Annotated in this window: 16 protein-coding genes, 2 tRNA genes and 1 pseudogene; 10 read left to right on the top strand and 9 right to left on the bottom strand. The window is 66.7% G+C overall.

The window, feature by feature from the left end; translation table 11 throughout:
* Positions 1 to 198 precede the first annotated feature (198 nt).
* Together BP26_RS0105840 and BP26_RS0105845 are read right to left on the bottom strand one after the other, a co-directional pair.
* Positions 199 to 822, bottom strand: coding sequence for a lytic transglycosylase domain-containing protein (locus BP26_RS0105840; protein ID WP_245611722.1), 624 nt, complete (start codon positions 820 to 822; stop codon positions 199 to 201).
* Complete coding sequence (locus BP26_RS0105845) at positions 819 to 2519, bottom strand: proline--tRNA ligase (protein ID WP_029919640.1); 1701 nt, start codon at positions 2517 to 2519, stop codon at positions 819 to 821. The genes BP26_RS0105840 and BP26_RS0105845 overlap by 4 nt, the downstream gene beginning before the upstream one ends.
* A 253-nt stretch (positions 2520 to 2772) precedes the next feature.
* Here BP26_RS0105845 and BP26_RS0105850 point away from each other — a divergent pair, with 253 nt between their 5' ends.
* On the top strand, positions 2773 to 4776 hold the full coding sequence (locus tag BP26_RS0105850) for an APC family permease (protein WP_029919641.1): 2004 nt from the start codon (positions 2773 to 2775) through the stop codon (positions 4774 to 4776).
* A 125-nt stretch (positions 4777 to 4901) separates the two neighbouring features.
* Here the strand turns inward: BP26_RS0105850 and BP26_RS0105855 are convergent, their stop codons facing one another.
* The 5 genes from BP26_RS0105855 to hemA all read right to left on the bottom strand — a co-directional run bounded on the left by BP26_RS0105855 (position 4902) and on the right by hemA (position 9285).
* Complete coding sequence (locus BP26_RS0105855) at positions 4902 to 5288, bottom strand: hypothetical protein (RefSeq protein WP_029919642.1); 387 nt, start codon at positions 5286 to 5288, stop codon at positions 4902 to 4904.
* On the bottom strand, positions 5281 to 6033 hold the full coding sequence (locus BP26_RS0105860; protein ID WP_029919643.1) for a HesA/MoeB/ThiF family protein: 753 nt from the start codon (positions 6031 to 6033) through the stop codon (positions 5281 to 5283). The genes BP26_RS0105855 and BP26_RS0105860 overlap by 8 nt, the downstream gene beginning before the upstream one ends.
* On the bottom strand, positions 6030 to 6851 hold the full coding sequence (prmC, locus tag BP26_RS0105865; protein ID WP_029919644.1) for a peptide chain release factor N(5)-glutamine methyltransferase: 822 nt from the start codon (positions 6849 to 6851) through the stop codon (positions 6030 to 6032). The genes BP26_RS0105860 and prmC overlap by 4 nt, the downstream gene beginning before the upstream one ends.
* Before the next feature lie 69 nt (positions 6852 to 6920).
* The gene (gene prfA / locus BP26_RS0105870) at positions 6921 to 8003 is read right to left on the bottom strand and encodes a peptide chain release factor 1 (RefSeq protein WP_029919645.1); all 1083 of its coding nucleotides are present in this window, start codon (positions 8001 to 8003) and stop codon (positions 6921 to 6923) included.
* 22 nt (positions 8004 to 8025) lie between these two features.
* Positions 8026 to 9285, bottom strand: coding sequence for a glutamyl-tRNA reductase (gene hemA, locus BP26_RS0105875; protein ID WP_029919646.1), 1260 nt, complete (start codon positions 9283 to 9285; stop codon positions 8026 to 8028).
* 96 nt (positions 9286 to 9381) lie between these two features.
* Between hemA and BP26_RS0105880 the strand changes: the two genes are divergently transcribed.
* The 6 genes from BP26_RS0105880 to pth all read left to right on the top strand — a co-directional run bounded on the left by BP26_RS0105880 (position 9382) and on the right by pth (position 14697).
* Positions 9382 to 11115 (top strand): tetratricopeptide repeat protein, encoded by a 1734-nt coding sequence (locus BP26_RS0105880; protein WP_029919647.1) that lies wholly within the window; start codon positions 9382 to 9384, stop codon positions 11113 to 11115.
* Positions 11112 to 11744, top strand: coding sequence for a lipoprotein insertase outer membrane protein LolB (gene lolB / locus BP26_RS27395; protein ID WP_051748414.1), 633 nt, complete (start codon positions 11112 to 11114; stop codon positions 11742 to 11744). Before BP26_RS0105880 ends, lolB begins: the two co-directional genes overlap by 4 nt.
* A gap of 80 nt (positions 11745 to 11824) precedes the next feature.
* Positions 11825 to 11899, top strand: a tRNA-Gln gene (locus BP26_RS0105890).
* 144 nt (positions 11900 to 12043) lie between these two features.
* Entirely contained in the window at positions 12044 to 13033 is a 990-nt protein-coding gene (locus BP26_RS0105895; protein ID WP_301331501.1) for a ribose-phosphate diphosphokinase, read from the top strand.
* A 145-nt stretch (positions 13034 to 13178) separates the two neighbouring features.
* A complete protein-coding gene (locus tag BP26_RS0105900) occupies positions 13179 to 13868 on the top strand; it encodes a 50S ribosomal protein L25/general stress protein Ctc (RefSeq protein WP_029919650.1) in 690 nt (229 codons plus the stop codon).
* Between the two features lie 193 nt (positions 13869 to 14061).
* Entirely contained in the window at positions 14062 to 14697 is a 636-nt protein-coding gene (gene pth, locus BP26_RS0105905) for an aminoacyl-tRNA hydrolase (protein ID WP_051748415.1), read from the top strand.
* A 197-nt stretch (positions 14698 to 14894) separates the two neighbouring features.
* Here the strand turns inward: pth and BP26_RS0105910 are convergent, their stop codons facing one another.
* Complete coding sequence (locus tag BP26_RS0105910) at positions 14895 to 16310, bottom strand: M28 family peptidase (RefSeq protein WP_029919652.1); 1416 nt, start codon at positions 16308 to 16310, stop codon at positions 14895 to 14897.
* Between the two features lie 218 nt (positions 16311 to 16528).
* Between BP26_RS0105910 and ychF the strand changes: the two genes are divergently transcribed.
* From ychF to BP26_RS0105925, 3 genes are all read left to right on the top strand, one after another.
* Positions 16529 to 17620 carry a redox-regulated ATPase YchF gene (gene ychF, locus BP26_RS0105915; RefSeq protein ID WP_029919653.1) on the top strand — a complete coding sequence of 364 codons (1092 nt, stop codon included), beginning with the start codon at positions 16529 to 16531 and terminating at the stop codon, positions 17618 to 17620.
* A 220-nt stretch (positions 17621 to 17840) separates the two neighbouring features.
* On the top strand, positions 17841 to 19076 hold the full coding sequence (locus tag BP26_RS0105920; protein ID WP_157572383.1) for an SAM-dependent methyltransferase: 1236 nt from the start codon (positions 17841 to 17843) through the stop codon (positions 19074 to 19076).
* A 110-nt stretch (positions 19077 to 19186) separates the two neighbouring features.
* Positions 19187 to 19263: transfer RNA gene (locus tag BP26_RS0105925), tRNA-Met, on the top strand.
* 1 nt (position 19264) lies between these two features.
* Here the strand turns inward: BP26_RS0105925 and BP26_RS31020 are convergent.
* A pseudogene (locus BP26_RS31020) lies at positions 19265 to 19477 on the bottom strand (site-specific integrase); the annotation flags it as partial.
* Positions 19478 to 19889: the final 412 nt, after the last annotated feature.

The following is a 19889-nucleotide window of genomic DNA, read 5'->3' on the forward strand; positions in this document are numbered from 1 at the left end:
GCAAGTAAATTTTATTGCTCCGCACAATGACATATTTGTAAATAAAATCAATCACCTGATAAGAAATCTCTTCACGCCATCCGAGGCCGGCCTGTACCCACCGGTATTATTCAGCAGCCTGAATGAGGTTTGTGGCCGCTTTGTGACGAGCCGTGGAACAGCCGGGGCGGTTCGTGCCTTGGCCGGAAGCGGAAGGCTTCAGCTCGGCGACCAGCGCTTGTTGAGCAGGTGCAGCACCAGGAAGGAATAGTCGGCACGTCCGTAGCTGCCGTTATAGCGCGCCAGCGCGCGCTTGTAGTTGTTGTGCTCCTTGTCCAGGTAGAAGCGCAGGATGGTGCAGCCCATGCGCAGGTTGGTGCGGGCCTGGAACAGGTTGTCGCCGCCCTGCCCGATCTCCTGCAGCCAGAACGGCATGATCTGCATGTAGCCGAAGGCGCCGGACTTGGAGATGGCCAGGCGGTCGAAGCCGCTTTCGACATTGATCACCGCCAGCACCAGCTCCGGCGAGAGTTTCGCCTTGGCGGCCTCGGCATGCACCAGGCGCAGGAATTCGAGCCGCCTGGCGGTATCCGGAATGGCTTTCGGCACGAAGCGCTGCATGCGGCCGGACATGTCGGCGAACCAGACTTCGGCGGCGTAGCGGTCGTCGAAGCCGTCGCTTTCCTTGATCGCCTGGGCCAGGCGGGCGCGCAACTCGGGTTCCGGCTCGCCGGTGGGACCGGCCTGCGCGGTCGTGCTCAGCAGCAGGGCCGGCAGGCACAGCAGCGCGGGCAGCAGGAGGCTGCCCGCGCCACGGACGATGGCGCGCCCCGCGCGGATCACGCGGCCAGCTTTTCCAGCACCGCTTCCGCCGTGGCGGGAATCATCTGGGCTTCGGCGGCGCCGCGGCGCTTGTACTCGAACTGGGCGTTGGCCAGGCCCTTGTCGCCGATGACGATGCGGTGCGGAATGCCGATCAGGTCGGCGTCGGCGAACATCGAGCCGGGGCGCTGGCCGCGATCGTCGAGCAGCACGTCGATGCCGGCGGCGCCGAGCTCGGCGTAGAGCTTCTCCACCGCTTCCTTCACCGGGGCGGACTTGTCCAGGCCGATGGGGCAGATGATGACGCGGAACGGCGCGATGGCATCGGGCCAGAGGATGCCGCCGGCGTCGTTGCGCTGCTCGATCACGGCGGCGACGATGCGGCTGACGCCGATGCCGTAGCAGCCCATCTCCGGAACCAGTTCCTTGCCGGCTTCGTCGAGCACGCTCAGGTGCATGGCGTCGGAATACTTGCGGCCGAGCTGGAAGATGTGGCCGACCTCGATGCCGCGTACCAGGGACAGCTTGCCCTGCCCGTCCGGGCTGGGATCGCCGGCAACGACGCTGCGCAGGTCGGCGCTCTCCGGTTCGGCCGCGTCGCGCACCCAGTTGACGCCGCGCAGATGGAAGCCGGCTTCGTTGGCGCCGCAGACGAAGTCCGCCAGCACCGCGGCGGCGTGGTCGGCGATGACGGTAAGTTTGGCACCGACCGGGCCGAGGAAGCCCGGCTCGCAGCCGAAGGCGGCGCGGATCTCGGCATCGCTGGCCAGGGTGAAGGGCGCGGCGATCTGCGGATGCTTCTCGGCCTTCACCGCGTTGAGCGAGTGGTCGCCGCGCACGGCCAGGGCCACCAGTCCACCGTCGCGGCCCTTGGCCACGATCAGCTTGACGGTGCTTTGCAGCGGGATGCCGAGCAGGGCCGCGACGTCCTCGCAGGTCTTCTGCGTCGGCGTGGCGACTTTCTCCAGTTGCGCCGAGGCGGCGGGACGGCTGCCCTGCGGCGTGGTGTCCGCGGCCTCGATGTTGGCCGCGTAATCGGAGGTGTCGGACACCGCCAGCAGATCCTCGCCGGAATTGGCGAGCACGTGGAATTCCTCGCTGCGGTCGCCGCCGATGGCGCCGGAGTCGGCCTTGACGATGCGGAAGTCGATGCCGATGCGGGTGAAGATGCGGCGATAGGTCTCGCGCATGTTGCGGTATTCGCGCACCAGGTCGGCTTCGTCGACGTGGAAGGAGTAGGCGTCCTTCATCAGGAATTCACGCCCGCGCATGACGCCAAAGCGCGGCCGGATCTCGTCGCGGAACTTGGTCTGGATCTGGTAGAAATTCACCGGCAGCTGCTTGTAGCTGCGGATGTCGCGCCGCGCCATGTCGGTGACCACTTCCTCGTGGGTGGGGCCGAGGATGAAGTCGCGCTGGTGGCGGTCCTTGAAGCGCAGCAGTTCCGGGCCGTATTTCTCGTAGCGGCCGGATTCCTGCCACAGCTCGGCCGGCACCTGCGGCGGGAACAGGACTTCCAGGGCGCCGGCACGGTTCATTTCCTCGCGCACGACGGCTTCGACCTTCTGCAGCACGCGCAGGCCCAGCGGCAGCCAGGTATAGAGCCCGGCGCCGAGCTTGCGCACCAGGCCGGCGCGCAGCATCAGCTGGTGGCTGACCACTTCGGCATCGGCCGGCGTTTCCTTGGTGGTGACGAGGAAATACTTGGAAAGACGCATGTAGGGTCCTGTTGAGCCCCGCGGCGATGGGGTCGCGGCGAGGCGGATGGGGTGTGGTGGTATGGCCGGATTTTAGCTTATGCAGGCGCTGCCGCGGCCTGTCTTTGCGGCCAATCCGCACGGCGGATCGCCGGCGCCGCCGGTCCGCTGAGGGGAACCGGAGCGACGGCGGCGGGCCGGCGACGATATAATGACCAGATGCCAGCCTATTCACGGCCTCGCCAGGCACGCTGAGCGGGCAACCCGCAAACTCATGAACTCTCTCCGCGCGCTGCGCCGCCTGCTGCTCGGCGCCAAACTCGACCCGCTCAATCCCCATACGCGCCAGCACATCGTGCTGGTGGCGTTCCTGGCGTGGATCGGGCTGGGGGCGGACGGCCTGTCCTCGGCCTGCTACGGTCCCGAGGAAGCCTTCCTGGCGCTGGGGGTGCACACGCACCTGGCGCTGTACCTGGCCGCCGCCACGGCGATCACGGTATTCGTCATTTCCCTGGCCTACAACCAGGTGATCGAGCTGTTCCCCTCCGGCGGCGGCGGCTACAAGGCCTCGACGCGCCTGATCGGCCCCTACGCCGGCCTGCTGTCGGGCTCGGCGCTGATCGTGGATTACGTGCTGACCATCACCATCTCGGTGGCCAGCGCGGCGGATGCGGTGTTCAGCCTGCTGCCGACGGACTGGCTGATGTACAAGTTCGTCACGGAACTGGCGCTGGTGGGCCTGCTGATCGTGCTCAACCTGCGCGGCATGAAGGAGTCGATCCAGATCCTGCTGCCGATCTTCCTCGGTTTCTTCGTCAGCCACGCGCTGCTGATCGGCTACGGCATCGCCCACAAGTCCGAGTTGATCGACACGCTGATGCCGGAAACCCTGCGCCAGACCAACGAACTGTTCGACCAGTCGGGCTGGGTGTTCACGGTGTCGCTGTTCCTGCGCGCCTACTCGCTCGGCGGCGGCACCTATACCGGCATCGAGGCCGTATCCAACAACATCAACATGCTGGCCGAGCCGCGCGTGCGCACCGGCCATCTGACCATGTTCTACATGGCGACTTCGCTGGCCTTCACTGCCGGCGGCATCATCCTGCTGTACCTGCTGTGGCAGGCGGTGCCGGTGGAAGGCCAGACGCTCAACGCGGTGACCTTCAAGCAGATCATCGAAAGCGTGGGCTTCGAATCGCCGCATCTCAACGCCGGCATCCTGGCGCTGACCTTGGCACTGGAGGGCGGGCTGCTGCTGGTGGCGGCGAATACCGGCTTCCTCGGCGGCCCGGCGGTAATGGCGAACATGGCGGCGGATCGCTGGGTGCCGCGCCAGTTCCGCCAGCTTTCCAGCCGCATGGTGACGCAGAACGGCGTGCTGATGATGGGCGGCGGCGCGCTGCTGATCCTGCTGTGGAGCCACGGCGCGGTATCGCTGCTGGTGGTGCTGTACAGCATCAATGTGTTCCTGACCTTCTCGTTGTCGCTGTTCGGCCTGAGCAAGCACTGGTGGGAGCAGCGCCGCTTCGTCAAGGGCTGGTGGCACCGGCTGATGCTGTCGGGCTTCGGCTTGCTGGTCACCGGCTTCATCCTGATGGTGACGGTGGCCGAGAAGTTCACCGAAGGCGGCTGGATCACCCTGCTCATCACCAGCACGGTGGTGGCGGTGTGCATCGGCGTGCGCAAGCACTACGAGGATGTGCAGGCGGCGATGGAGCGGGTCGACGACAGCTATTCGCTGCCGCTGACCTGGGACGACGACGCCGCTTCGCAGCCGCCCGACCCGGCCAAGGAGACCGCGGTGCTGTTCGTTGGCAGCAACCGCGGCGCCGGCATGCACATGCTGCAATGGGTGCTGCGCCAGTTCCCCGGGCGCTTCCACAATTTCGTTTTCGTCGCCGTGGGCGAAGTGGACAAGCAGGCCTTCGACAGCGCCCGCTCGATCAAGTCGCTGCAGGCGCGGATCGACAACTCGCTACGCTACTTCTGCAGCTATTGCGTCAGCCTGGGCCATGCCGCCACCTCGTACCAGGCTTACGGCGGCGATCCGCTGGAAGAGCTGACGCAGCTGACGCACAAGGTGCTGAAGGATTTCCCGAACAGCATCTGCTTCGCCAGCAAGCTGTTCTTCGACAAGGAAAACCTGTGGCGGCGGCTGCTGCACAACCAGATGCCGCTGGCGATGCAGCGGCGCTTGCAGCTGGCCGGGCAGGAAATGCTGATCGTGCCGGTGCATGTGCCGGATGCCTTGCCGGAGTCGCGGATGCCGATCAAGTGAAGCAGTGATCAGTGACTGGTGGTTAGTGACTGGTAAAAAGAAAAGCCACCTGCCATCAGATTACGAATCGCCGCTTTTGCTTCGAGCTTTTACTAATCACTAGTCACTGACCACTAATCACTTTTTCAGTCATTGAGGTGCAACTCGCGCTCGCGCACCTTGCCATCCGTGCAGGTCCAGGCGCGCAGCTGCAAGACACCTTTGGTGGCGAGCGAGCTGGTCAGGCGCAGGGTTTGCGGGCGGTCGGCGAAGTCTTCCGGAGTCAGCGCGGTGGGCTGGCCGGGCCGGTGCAGGTAGATCGCCCAGAGCGCGCGCTTCCGTTCTTCCAGGTGGGCGACGCCGTCATTCAAGGTGGCGGGGCCGACCAGGGGGACGTACAGGTCCGGTTCGGCACCGGTGCCGACCACGCCGGTGAAGGGGTGTTCGCCGGCCAGTTGCGCCTCGTGCAGCAGGCGGATGGCGAAGCGGCGCGGCATCGTCAGCGGCGTTTCGCGGCTTGCGGGCTTATCCATGGGCTGCTCCGGGTCGGGCCCCGCAGACGGGGCAATTGGGATCGCGTGGGATGTTGAGGGTGCGCCAGCTCATGCGCAAGGCGTCCCACAGGTGCAGGCGGCCGGCGTCGTCGCCCAGGCCGAGCAGGCGCTTGATGGCGAGCAGGGCCTGCAGGCTGCCGACCACGCCGACGCTGGGGCCGAGCACGCCGGCTTCCTCGCAGGTTTCCTGGGTCTCGCCGGTATCGGGATAGAGGCAGGCGTAGCAGGCGCTGCCGCGCGCGCTGTCGAACAGGGCGAGCTGGCCTTCGAAGCGGATGGCGGCGCCGGAGACCAGGGGCTTGCGGGCGGCGACGCAGATCGCGTTGAGCATGACCCGCGTGGGGAAGTTGTCGCTGCAATCGAGCACGAGGTCGGCATTGCGCACGGCGGCGCCCATGCCCGCTTCGTCCAGCGGACCCGGCAGGGTTTCGATTTCGCACTCGGCGTTGAGGGCGCGCAGGGCTTCAGCGGCGGCATCGAGCTTGGAGCGGCCGACGTCGCTGCCGCGGTAGACGATCTGGCGCTGGAGATTGGAGGGCTCGACGCGGTCGCGGTCGGTCAGGATGAGCCGGCCGAGACCGGCGCCGGCAAGGTACAGCGCGGCCGGCGCGCCGAGGCCGCCGACGCCGACGATCAGGACCGAGGAATCGCGCAATAGCTGCTGGCCGTTGACGCCGACTTCGCGCAACACGATCTGGCGGGAATAACGGGCAAAGTCGCTCATGGGCAGGTTCCCAGTGTGACACGCTCGAGGCCGTTCAGATCGCGGCGCGTCTCGACTGCGCCATAGCCGTGCTGATGCAGCAGGGCGCGCACGGCTTCGCCCTGATCGGCGCCATGTTCCAGCAGCAGGGCGGCACCCGGTTTCAGATGGCCGCGGGCGCCGGCGCTGATGCGGCGCAGGTCGGCCAGGCCGTCGGCACCGGCGGTGAGGGCGCGGCGGGGTTCGAAGCGCAGGGCGTCGAGGTGCGGATCCTGCTCGGCGACGTAGGGGGGATTCGACACGATGAGGTCGAAGCATTCACCGGCCAACGGCGCGAACCAGTCGCCGAGGCGGAATTCGACGCGCTCAAGACCGAGCAGGCGGGCGTTGTGGGCGGCCTGGGCCAGGGCGTCGGCGGAGGCGTCCACGGCGCACACCTGCGCATCGGGCCGTTCGCTGGCCAGGGCCAGGGCGATGGCGCCGCTGCCGGTGCCGAGGTCGGCGATGCGCGGCGCGCTCAGTCCGCGCAGGCGCTCAAGTGCCCATTCGACCAGCAACTCGGTGTCGGGGCGCGGGATCAGCACGGCGGGGCTGACCTGCAGGTCCAGGCTCCAGAATTCGCGGCGGCCGATGAGGTAGGCCACCGGTTCGCCCAGCTGGCGGCGCTCGATCAGGGCGGCGTAGCGCAGGGCGGTTTCAGCGGTGAGCGTGTCGTCTTCGCGGATCAGCAGGCCGGTGCGGTTGCAGCCGAGCAGTTCGCACAACAGCAGCTCGGCGTCGAGACGCGGGCTGTCGCCGCCCGACAGGGCCCCCGCGGCCCAGCCGAGCCAGTCGGCCAGGCGGCCCGGGGCGTTGCCCTGCGGCGGAGGTACGGGCGGATTATCGGGCGCGTGCACGGCGTTTGCGATCTAGTCGGCTTCGCCCGCTTCGGCCAGCAGCTCTGCCTGGTGCTCGGCCAGCAGCGGCTGGATCACGGGATCGAGATCGCCCTGGACGATGCGGTCGAGCTGGTACAGGGTGAGGTTGATGCGGTGGTCGGTGACGCGGCCCTGCGGGAAATTGTAGGTGCGGATGCGCTCGGAGCGGTCGCCGCTGCCGACCAGCTTCTTGCGCGTGGCGGCCATGTCCTTTTCCTGCTTGCTGCGCTCCATGTCGAGCAGGCGCGAGGACAGCAGGCTCATGGCGCGGGCACGGTTCTTGTGCTGCGAGCGCTCGTCCTGGCATTCCACCACCAGGCCGCTGGGGATGTGGGTGATGCGGATGGCCGACTCGGTCTTGTTGACGTGCTGGCCGCCGGCGCCGCTGGCGCGATAGGTGTCGATCTTCAGGTCCGCAGGATTGATCTCCTGCGCCTGCGCCGCCTCGATCTCGGGCAGCACGGCCACGGTGGCGGCGGAGGTATGGATGCGGCCCTGCGCCTCGGTGGCGGGCACGCGCTGCACGCGATGGGCGCCGGACTCGAACTTGAGGCGAGAGTAGGCGCCGAAGCCGGCGATGCGGGCGATGATCTCCTTGTAGCCGCCGTGCTCGCCGGGGCTTTCGGAGAGGATTTCGATCTGCCAGCCCAGGGTTTCGGCGTAGCGCGAGTACATGCGGAACAGGTCGCCGGCGAAGATCGCCGCCTCGTCGCCGCCGGTGCCGGCGCGCACTTCGAGGAAGACGTTGCTGCTGTCGAGCGGGTCCTTCGGCACCAGGAAGCCCTGCAGCTCGGACTCCAGCTTGTCGCGGCTGGCGATCTGGGCCGGCAGCTCGGCCTCGGCGATGGATTTCAGCTCGGCGTCGTTGCGCAGCTGTTCCAGGTTTTCGATTTCCTTCAGCGCCGACTGGTAGGCGCCGAAAGTCTCGGTGAGGGGGCCGAGCTGGGCGTATTCCTGGGACAGGCGGCGGAAGCGGTCGCTGTCGCTGAGCACTTCGGGGGAGGACAGCTCGCGCGCAACTTCCTCGCGCCGGGCCGCCATCTGCTCCAGGCGGCGCAGCAGGTTGTCTCTCATATCTTAATTATCTGGTTGATGCTTATTGTTCGTCGGGGAGATCGAACAGTTTGTGGGCTGCGTCGAGCAGCATGGCCTGCTCCACCGCGCCGGCATTGCGCAGGCGTTCGCTGGGAGCATGCAGCAGTTTGTTGGCGAGGGTATCGGCCACGAACGCCATCACCGCCTCGGGCGACTCGCCGTTGGCCAGCTTGCGCTGGGCCTTGGCCAGCACTTCGTCGCGGCTGGCGCGGGCGCGCATGCGCAGTCGGCGGATGGTGGCGCCGGCATCGCGGCTTTCCAGCCATCTCTCGAAGTCGCGGGCGTAGTCGCCGACCAGCACTTCGGCCTGCTCCGCCGCGGCGCCGCGCACCTTGAGGTTTTCGGCGATGACGGCGCGCAGGTCGTCGAGCGAGTAGAGGTAGATGTCTTCGAGCTTGGCGATGGCCGGGTCGAAGTCGCGCGGTACCGCCAGGTCGATCATCAGCATCGGCTTGCGGCGGCGGCGGCCGATGGCGCCGGCGACCAGTTCGCGGGTCAGCATGTAGCCGCGGCTGGCGGTGCCGGAAATGATCAGGTCCGCTTCGGCCAGGTGCATCGGCAGGTCGTTGAGGCCGATGGCGTAGCCCTGCAGGGAAGCGGCCAGCGTCTGCGCCCGTTCGATGCTGCGGTTGGCGACGATGATGCGGCCGACGCCACGGGTCTTCAGGTGCCGCGCCAGCAGCTGCACGGTGTCGCCGGCGCCGATCAGCAGGGCGGTCTGGGTGCTGAGGTCGGAGAAGATGTGTTGCGCCAGCTGCACCGCGGCGTAGGCGATGCTGACCGGGTGGGCGCCGATCTGGGTGCGGCTGCGCACCAGCTTGGCCACCGCGAAGGTATGCTGGAACAGGCGCGACAGCACCGGCCCGAGGGTGTTGACCTCGCGCGCCTGGGCGTAGGCCTGCTTCATCTGGCCGAGGATCTGCGGCTCACCCACCACCATCGAATCCAGGCCGGAGGCGACGCGCAGGCTGTGCAGGACACTGCTCTGGTCGCGCAGCACGAAGAGGTGGGGCTCGATGGTGCCGGCGAGCGCCTGCCGCTCGCGCCGCCACCATTCGACCAGGCGACCTTCATCCTCGGGCGCCGCGACGGCCAGGATTTCGGTGCGGTTGCAGGTGGAGAGGATCGCCGCCTCTTCCACTCCGGGGAGGGCGCGCAGGCGGGTCAGGGCCGCCGGCAACTCGGCGTCGGTGAAAGCCAGCCGCTCGCGTGTATCCAGCGGAGCGCTGTGGTGGCTGAGTCCGAGCGTGAGTAGGGCCATGGCTGCTTATAATTTTCAAGGAATGCACGGAACTACACAAGCCGCATACCCGCCCAAGGCGTACAATACTTCGTCACCTTCCACCGGCTGCCACCCTTGTATTCGCCTCGCACCCAGTTGCGACTGTCGCTGAGCCTGACCCTGGCTCTGCTGTGCGGCTGTGCCTTGACGCCTTCCAGCCCGGCCACGGCGGCGGATGATGCGCCGGTCAAACCGGCCGGTTCCGCGGCCGACCAGACGAGCGCCTCGCCGCAGGAAGAAGCACAGTTCCACGTCATGGCGGGCGAAATGGCCGCCGGCCGGCAGCAGCCGGGGGTCGCCGCCAGGGAGTTCCTGAAGGCGCTGGACTATACCGCGGACCCGCAGATCGCCGCGCGCGCCACCGCCCAGGCGCTGATGGCGCAGGACGACGACCTGGCGCTGCAGGCCGCCCGCAAGTGGCAGGCGATCGATGCCCCCAGCTTGGACGCGCGTGAGGTCATCACCCGCCTGGCCCTGCGCTCGGGCAAGAACGACGAGGCTTATGCCGAGTGCGCGTCCATCGTGCACGACCACCCGGGCGGAGTCGACGACGGTTTCCACCATGTCGCCCTGCTGCTGCAGCAGGAGCCGGCCCAGGCGGCGGCGGCGATGGCGCTGATGGACCGCCTGGTGTCGCAGTATCCGAAGCAGGCCGGCGCCTACCAGGCGCAGGGACTGCTGGCCTTGCGCTACGGCAAGGTCGACGTGGCCGAGCGCGCGGCGCGCCAGGCGATCGCCATCAAGCCGTCCAAGGAGGCCTCCCTGCTGCTGGTCGGGGCCCTGGTCAAGAAGGGGGATATCAACGGCGCCGACCAGGTGATGGACACCGTGTTGAAGAACAATCCGGACGCCAACGAGGTCCGCCTCGGCTATGCCCGCCTGCTGATCGAGTCCGACCAGCGCGCACATGGCCGCGAGCAGCTGGAAAAGCTGCTCAAGGAAGAGCCGGGCAATGTGGACGCCCACTTCAACCTGGGCCTGCTGGCGATCGACGACCGCAAGCTGGATGAGGCCGAGGCGCATTTCCTGGTGGTGGCGAAGAAGCCGGACCGCGTCGGCGATGCCGAATACTTCCTCGGCCGCGTGGCCGAGCTGCGGCACCAGCCGAAGCAGGCGCTGGCGCACTATGAAAAGGTCAGCAACGGTCAGCAGGGCCTGGATGCCGCGGTGCGCCGCGCCGCCATGCTGGCCAAGCTGGGGCGGCTGGACGATGCGCGCACCATCCTGGAAGCGCTGCGCGAACAGTTCCCGCCGCTGGCCGACCGCTTCCTGATGGCCGAGGGCGAGATCCTGCTCGAAGCCGGCGCCTATGACGATGCGCTGGAGCTGTACGGCGAAGCCCTGAAGGAAACGCCGGACGACACCGATCTGCTGTATTCGCGCTCGCTGGTGTATGAGCGGATGGGCCGCGTCACTGACTCCGAGACCGACCTGCGCAAGATCCTGGACAAGACGCCGGACGATGCCCGCGCCCTCAACGCGCTGGGCTACACCCTGGCCGTGCATACCGACCGGCTCGACGAGGCGGACAAGCTGGTGAGCAAGGCGCTGACGCTGACGCCGGACGATCCGGCGGTGGTGGACAGCATGGGCTGGCTGCGCTTTCGCCAGGGCCGGCCGCAGGATGCCCTGCCCCTGCTGCAGAAGGCCTATTCCGAGTTCCCCGACTCCGAAGTCGCGGCGCACCTGGGCGAGGTGCTGTGGGCGGTGGGCAGCAAGGACCAGGCGCATAGCCTGCTGACCCAGGCGTCGAAGGCCGATCCGGACAACGCCCAGTTGCGCGATACGCTCAAGCGCCTCGGCCTATGACAGGGCTGGGGCGGCTGCTCCGCGCCACGGCGGCCGGCGCGGCCACCCTGCTGCTGGCGGGCTGCTTCAACGAGGTCAAGCCGGACCACGCGGCCGCCGATACCGGCAACAGCGCGCTGGCGCAGCATAGCTGGGACGCGCGGCGCCGCGCCCTGCAGCTGGTGCAGAATTTCTCCCTGCAAGGCCGCCTGGCGCAGACCGGGCTGGTCAGCTTTGGCGGCGATCTCAGCTGGATCCAGACCGGGGCCAGTTTCCAGGCGCGCTTCTACGGCCCACTGGGCGTGGGCGCCGTGGCCATCACCGGCAGCCCGGGCAACATGCAGATCCAGAACAAGAGCGGTACCTACCAGACGCAGGAGCCGGAAGTGCTGATGCAGCAGCAGTTCGGCTGGAGCTTGCCGGTGGACGGCCTGCGCTACTGGGTGCTGGGTCTACCCGCTCCCGGCGACATGGCAGCGCTCAAGCTGGACGACACCGGGCACATCCTGTCGATGCAGCAGGACGGCTGGGAACTGGTCTACAGCGAGTACCAGAGCGTGGCCGGGCTTGACCTGCCGAAGAAATTCGCCCTCAAGGATCCGCAGCGCGGATTCCGCGTGTTCATCGATACCTGGGGCAACGTGGAATAGGTTTTTGGGCGCATTTTCCCGGCGCCCGCGCTCAACCGGCCGGCGCATCGCGATATAATTATCCTTCGACGTATGCGGATTGGGGCGTCGCCAAGTGGTAAGGCAGCGGGTTTTGATCCCGCCATTCGGTGGTTCGAGTCCATCCGCCCCAGCCATCTAGATTTTCCCAGCGCGGTACGCGCCTGGAAAATCAGATGCCCCCGCGCAGGCGGGGGCCCAGTTCTGCACAGTCGAGTGCGTAGATACGCCGCGAAAGCGGACCTTTTCTGACCGACCAGCGGGAAGTGCCACCTATGCCCATGGATTCCCGCTCAAACCCCGTCCATCTGATGACCGACACGACCTCGCAACTGATGCTGTTCACCGGTAATGCCAACCGGGAACTGGCCCAGGACATCGCCAACTACCTGCGCGTGCCGGTCGGCAAGGCGGTGGTGGGGCGCTTCTCCGACGGCGAGGTGCAGATCGAGATCCTGGAAAACGTGCGCGGCAAGGATGTGTTCATCATCCAGCCGACCTGCATGCCGACCAACGAGAGCGTGATGGAGCTGCTGATGATGCTGGATGCGCTGAAGCGCGCCAGCGCCGGCCGCATCACGGCGGTGGTGCCCTACTTCGGCTACGCCCGCCAGGACCGCCGCCCGCGCTCGGCGCGCGTGCCGATTTCGGCCAAGGTGGTGGCGGACATGATCGGCGAATGCGGCGCCAACCGCGTGCTGACGGTGGACCTGCATGCCGACCAGATCCAGGGCTTCTTCGACATTCCCGTGGACAACGTCTACGCCAGCCCGGTGCTGCTGGGCGACATCTGGCGCCAGAAGTACGAGAACCTGATCGTGGTGTCGCCCGACGTCGGCGGCGTGGTCCGCGCCCGCGCACTGGCCAAGCAGCTCGATGAAGCCGACCTGGCGATCATCGACAAGCGCCGTCCGCGCGCCAACGAGGCGCAGGTGATGAACATCATCGGCGACGTCGATGGCCGCACCTGCATCATGGTCGACGACCTGGTCGATACCGCCGGCACCCTGGGCAAGGCGGCGGCGGCGCTGAAGGAACGCGGCGCCATCAAGGTCTACGCCTACGTCACCCACCCGGTGCTGTCCGGCGCGGCGATCAGCAATATCACCAATTCCAAGCTGGACGGACTGGTGGTGACCGATACCATTCCGCTCAGCCCGGAAGCGGCGGCCTGCCCGAAGATCCGCCAGCTCTCCATCGCCGGCCTGCTGGCCGAGACGATCCGCCGCGTCAGCGCCGAAGAGTCGGTGAGTTCACTTTACATCGACTGAAACGCCGCTGGATGGGCTGATTTTCCCCTTTTCAATCAAAGGGGTTAGCGTTTTCGGCTGCCCAGCCCTATAATTTGCGGCTCGCTGCGCCTGGTCGCGGGTGCGGCGTTTTTCGTTTCCCAACGTTTTTTCGAGAGATATCCCAATGAGAGAAGCATTTGTCGTCGAGGCAGAAGTCCGCACGACGCGAGGCAAAGGTGCGAGCCGCCGCCTGCGTCATGAGGGCAAAGTGCCCGCCATCATCTATGGTGGCAAAGGTGAGCCGCAACCGATCACGGTGAACCACAATGAGCTGAGCAAGCACCTCAAGATCGAGGCGTTCTACTCGCACATCCTCACCGTGAAGATCGGTGGCGCCACCGAACAGGCCGTGCTGAAGGATCTGCACCGTCACCCGGTGCGCAACGAGATCATGCACATGGACCTGCAGCGCGTCCTCGCCGACCAGCTGCTGCGCATGCACGTGCCGCTGCACTTCAAGGGCGCCGAAGTCGCTCCGGGCATCAAGACCGGTGGCGGCATCATCGAGCACCACATGATCCAGGTGGAAGTCGAGTGCCTGCCGAAGGATCTGCCGGAGTTCCTGGAAGTGGACCTGTCCGCGCTCAACGTCAACGAAGCCGTGCACATGTCGCAGCTGAAGCTGCCGGCGAACGTGGCACTGGTCGAGCTGAAGCATGGTAACGACGCTTCCGTCGCCGCCGTGCATCTGCCGCGCGCCGCGGTCGAGCCGGAGCCCGTCGCTGCCGAAGCCGCCAGCGCCGAAGTACCGGCGACGGCGCAGAAGGTCGAGGCCAAGGGCGACGAGGCCAAGAAGGACGACAAGAAGAAGTAAAGCACCGGGCCTTCGGGCTCCGCGCTTGCCGCATCCGCCCCGCCCCGTCGAAAATGACCGGGCGGGGTTTTTATTTGAGGGCCCTGGTTTCGGACAGGGCCGGCAACGCAAGGAAACAGGCCGGATCCTTCGCTACGCTTGGGATGACAGCCTCACTTCAATTTGATTCGGCATTCCAGGATTTGAAACCAGCATGACGGACAGCAGCGTGCGCGCCATCGTCGGCCTCGGCAATCCGGGCGCGGAGTACGAGTACACGCGGCATAACGCCGGTTTCTGGTTCGTCGACCAGCTGGCCGAGGCCTACCGCGCGGACTTCCGGGTGGAGTCCAAGTTCCAGGGCGTGACGGCGCGCATCCGCATCGGCGGCAGCGACCTGCTGCTGCTCAAGCCGGCCACCTTCATGAACCGCAGCGGCCAGGCGGTGCAGGCCCTCGCCTCCTTCTACAAGTTCGCACCGGAGCAGATCCTCGTCGCCCACGACGAACTGGACCTGCCGGCCGGCGCCGCGCGGCTCAAGCTCGGCGGCGGCCACGGCGGCCACAACGGCTTGCGCAGCGTACACCAGCATCTTGGCGAGAACTATGCGCGGCTGCGCATCGGCATCGGCCATCCGGGCAACAAGGACCTGGTGCTGGACTATGTGCTGGGCCGCCCCAGCCAGGCCGACCTGCGCGCGATCGAGGATGCGCTGATCCGCTCGCAGGCGGCGCTGGAAATGCTGGTGACGCAGAGCTGGAGCAAGGCCTCGCAGCTGCTGCACACCGATCCGGAGAAGATGGCAGCGAAAAAAGAAAAAGGGCCGCCGCCGGAGAAGAAGCCGACGTAGGGCGGGCCATGCCCGCCGCTGCGCTGCTGCTTGATGGGGCAGCCGGCGGCCACGGGCCGCCCTACGATTACTGGTCATCCTGGCTCGCAAGATCGCCCGCATCGCCTGGTCCATCCACCGACACCACACTTCCTTCAATCCTCAGGTGCTCTTGGCAGTTTGACCAAAACCATAGAATCTTGGGAGGCCGAACTGATTCAGGGCTTGGCGGGGGCGTCCGTTTCGGCCGGGGGCCAGAAGGCGCCCTGCGGACCGGGATATTCCACCGGGCTTTCGAAGCCCTCCTTCGACACGCTGGCGACACCGAAGGCCCAGTCGTCGATGACCACGCCGGGCAGCTTGAGCTCGGTGGCGGTGCCGGCCCAGCGCGAATGGGTCCAGGCGGCCTCGGCGGTGTCGCGCCAGTAGACGCGATAGCCGGCCAGGCCGCCGGCGGCGGGACCGGAGAGGGCCTGCCAGTTCAGCGTGGTGTCGGGCGAGACGCCGCCGGCGATCTTGAAGCCGTCGGGCGGCGGCGGCGCCCAGGCCATGGCGGCAGCGGCGATGGCGTTGGTGGCAGTGACCTTGGCCAGGTAGTCGAAGTCGACATGGTCGATGGTGTCGCCGTAGACCACGCCGTCCTCGGTGCGCAGGTCCTGGTGCTGGTGGCGGTAGTCCTCGGCGCTTTCGCGGAAGCACACGGCCGGATAGCCCAGCTCGTTGAAGGCTTCGTGGTCGCTGCCGCGGCCGAAGCGGTCGACGCGGTAGACCAGGTCCACGCGCCAGTTCGGAATCCAGTGTTCGGCCAGGCGCTTGATGTCGCGCGCCACGTTGCGCGAGGGTCCGTCCAGTTCGCCGCCCTCGTAGCGGCGCAACCTGGCGACCTTGGCGGACTCGGCTTCACGCGTGCCCTCGGAGAACAGGCGGATGCGGGTGTTGTCGACGACGCCGTTCTGGCCGCGGTTGCCGCCGACGATGTCGTTGTTGAGGTCGGTTTCCACGCGCCAGCCCTGATCATGGGCATATTTCGCCAGCACCTTGCCGCCATAGAGTCCCTGCTCCTCGCCGGAGAGGATGCCGTAGACGATGGTGGCGCCGAACTTGTAGTGGCTCAGCACCCGCGCGGTCTCCAGCACCAGGGCCACGCCGGAGCCGTTGTCGTCGGCGCCGGGGGCATCGGCGGTGGCGTTCATGACGTCGGTGACGCGCGAGTCGATGTGGGCGGTGAGAATGATGACGCGGTCCGGATCGGTGGTGCCCTTCTGGATCGCCACCACGTCCATCACTTCGGCAGGGGTGGGGATGCGTTTGCCGGTGACGGTCTGCGCCGGGGTGACGATGCTGAGGCAACCGCCGCAATCCTGGCTGATGGCGGCGAAGCGCGACTTGGCCCAGCGCCGCGCGGCGCCGATGCCGCGGGTGTCGGACTGCGTATCGGAGAGGGTGTGGCGGGTGCCGAAGCCGACCAGGGTCTGGACGGTGGCCTGCATTTGGGCGGCGCTGACGGCGGCCGCGATCTGGCCCAGTACCGGGTGCTCTTCGGGCGGCGGGGCGGGCTGCTCCGCGGCGACGGCGCAGGCGCAACCGGCGGCGGCAAACAGGGCAAGGGTCAGGGTTCGAATGGTCGGGTTCATGGTCGGAGGGGAAAGGGCGATGGACGCATCATGCCGCAGCCGGGACCGGAGCCTCAAACAGGCCGGAAAACCGTTCAAAAGTGAACGGTGCGAAGGCTTTTTGAGCCCTACTCGGCTAAGCTAAGCGCCTTTTTCGGAACGTTCACACCTCCCTGTGACTGGATTCCCGCCAATCCCTGGCGGGAATGACGTTCAATGAATCTGGAGCGGTTGTTTTTATGGGCATCAAGTGCGGCATCGTCGGGCTCCCCAACGTCGGCAAATCCACCCTGTTCAATGCGCTGACCAAGGCGCAGATCGCGGCCGAGAACTATCCGTTCTGCACCATCGATCCGAACGTGGGCGTGGTGGCGGTGCCGGATCCGCGCCTCGATGCGCTGGCCGAGATCGTCAAGCCGCAGCGCGTGCTCGGCGCCGCGGTGGAGTTCGTGGACATCGCCGGCCTGGTCGCCGGCGCCAGCCAGGGTGAGGGCCTGGGCAACAAGTTCCTGGCCCATATCCGCGAAACCGATGCCATCGCCCACGTGGTGCGCTGCTTCGTCGACGACGACGTCATCCATGTCTCCGGCGGAGTCGATCCGCTGCGCGACATCGAGGTGATCAATACCGAACTGGCCCTGGCCGATCTTGAGTCGGTGACCAAGGCGCAGGACCGTGCCGCCAAGCTGGCGCGCGCCGGCGACAAGGCGGCCATCGCCCGCCAGGGCATGCTGCAGCGGGTGCAGGCGCACCTGAACCAGGGCCAGCCGGTGCGCGGCCTGGAACTGGACGCCGAGGAGCGCCTGGCGCTGCGCGAGCTGCACCTGATCACCGCCAAGCCGGCGCTGTACATCGCCAATGTCGACGAGAAGGGCCTGGCTGGCAATGAGCTGGTGGAACGGGTCAAGGGTTTCGCGGCGAAGGAAAACGCCGAAGTGGTGATCGTCTGCGCCGCCATCGAAGCGGAGATCGCGCAACTCGACGATGCCGACAAGGCCGTCTTCCTGTCCGATCTGGGCCTGGAAGAGCCGGGCCTGAACCGGGTCATCCGCACCGCCTACAAGCTGCTCGGGCTGCAAACCTATTTCACCGCGGGCGTGCAGGAAGTGCGCGCCTGGACGGTCAAGGTGGGCGCCACCGCGCCGCAGGCCGCGGGTGTGATCCACACCGATTTCGAGCGCGGCTTCATCCGTGCCGAGGTCATCGCCTATGAGGACTACATCCAGTACAAGGGCGAAGCCGGGGCCAAGGACGCCGGGCGCTGGCGCCTGGAAGGCAAGGAATACATCGTGCAGGAAGGCGATGTGATGCACTTCCGCTTCAACGTCTAGCCGAGCGGGGGAGCGTGAGGCTCCCGTTGCAACGCCTGGAAATCGGGCCGGACAGTAGCGGAGGCGCCGGCACCGGTTCATAATTTGTCCTGCAGTACGGTCGATTTCCGGTTTGATGGCTAGGCACGCAGCCCGGCCCGCTCCCGCCTCCGGGGGCGGAACTCCGAATCCGGCAGCGCGGTCTTTCAGCCACAGGCAACAACTTGGCTAGGGGCGCGCCATGAAATTCCTGCTGAACAGGATGAGCCGCAAATTCGGGCGAGGATGCCTGGAGTTCCGGGCAGATGATGGACGCAGCTGGACGCTCGGCCGCAACGAGCCGCGCGCCGTGCTCCACCTGCGCGATCCTTCCGCCCTCAACAGGATCCTGCTGAACCCCCAGTTGCAATTCGGCCAGAGCTATATGGACGGCGCCTGGGATCCCGCCGATGGGAACCTGCTGCAGGTGCTGAAGGTGGCCATGCACATGGCCGGCTCGCTCAATAACAACTGGTTCGAGAAGCTGCTGGGCGATGCCGCGGCCTGGCTGGGCGAGTTGAACAACCCGCTGCGCAGCCGCAGCAATGTCCATCGCCACTACGACCTGGACTACGACCTCTATTCCACCTTTCTCGATCAGGAGATGTTCTACTCCTGCGCCTATTTCAACGACGAAGGCCGCGACGAGCCGATGAGCCTGGAGTCGGCGCAGCAGGCCAAGTGCGCGCACATCGCCGCCAAGCTGGACCTGAAGCCGGGGGCCCGGGTGCTGGATATCGGCTGCGGCTGGGGCAGCTTGGCGTTCTTCCTGGCGCAGCGCTTCGACGTGCGGGTGACCGGCATCACGCTATCGGAAGAGCAGCTCAAGGTGGCCCAGCGCCGGGCGCAGGAGCGCGGGCTGGGCAAGCAGGTGGAGTTCCGTCTGGAGGATTACCGCGACACCCGCGGCGACTTCGATGCGGTGGTCAGCGTGGGCATGTTCGAGCACGTGGGGCGGCCGCAGTACCGCAACTTCTTCCAGCAGGTGCACGACCTGCTGACGCCGGACGGCACCGCCCTGCTGCATACCATCGGTCGCACTACCCCGCCCGGGGGCAGCAATCCCTGGATCCGCAAATACATCTTCCCCGGCGGCTACATTCCGGCCGCCTCGGAAGTGATGGCGGCGATGGAGCCCAAGGATCTGATCCTCACCGACTTCGAGGTGTGGCGCCTGCACTATGCCCGCACCCTGGCGGAATGGAACCGGCGCTTCCAGATTCACCGCCACAGCTTCGCCGATCGGTTCGGCGAGCGGTTCTGCCGCATGTGGGAGTTCTACCTGCTGGTGTCCGAGGCCGGTTTCCGCTGGGGCGACCTGGTGGTGTTCCACGCGCAGATGGAGCGCAGCCTGAACCGCCTGCCGCTGACCCGGGATTACCTGTACGGCGGGGACCGGCGGCGCAAGACCGTCACCTCGATCCGCCGGCAGGCCTGAGCCGCCCCGCCCGCTTTTCCGGTGGGGTGTAAAACCGGGCTTCGGAGCCGAAAAGCGGGCAAAAACTCGACTCAAACCGCCGCTTTCTATAAACTTTGCGACCCCTCAGTGGCTAGGTAGCTCAGACGGTTAGAGCGCGGCACTCATAATGCTGAGGTCGGCGGTTCGATCCCGCCTCTAGCCACCATTTAAATCAAGCACTTGCAGCCTCTCGCCGCCTGAACCAGACCGATTGTGGGGCTTTTGTGGGGCGGTTCGACTGTCGCCCTCTCCGCAGCCCGGATCAGATCGTCTATCTCCGCCGCGGAGTACTCCGTCGTCACCCTCCCGGCCTTGTGCCCCAGCAGGTCCTGGCGGTCCTCGAAATTCACCCCTGCCCGGCGCAACCGCCGACCGAAGGTGGAGTGAAATGGTAATGTTTAGTATCGTCGGTGGCGGCACAGAGCGCCCCTCCAAGCGTGTATAGCCCGATTGGCGACGGCCGGCCTGGAACGGCTGGCGCATTTTGGCGGTGACACTGGCGTTTCTTGCGCCTTATGCCGCGTTCTACCTGCGGATTGTTCACGAAACCGACCCAAACGATCCCTTGATGACTCCAGCCATGTTGGCGGTACGCTTAGAGCCTGTAACAGAATGAATCGCACCTGCGTTGCAGTCCAAAATCGCGTCAGGCAAGGCGGAGGGCTGAGCCATGGTGATTCCATGGCTGGGGCTGACAACGATCGCCCGCGACACGGTGCCGCGTCAGCGTGGGTGCGGGAGCGGGCGAAGGCGGCCCCTCCCGCACCCACTTCGTTACGCTCGGGCACCGTG

The organism is Nevskia soli DSM 19509, assembly GCF_000711955.1.
In the GTDB taxonomy this organism is placed as follows: Bacteria; Pseudomonadota; Gammaproteobacteria; order Nevskiales; family Nevskiaceae; genus Nevskia; species Nevskia soli.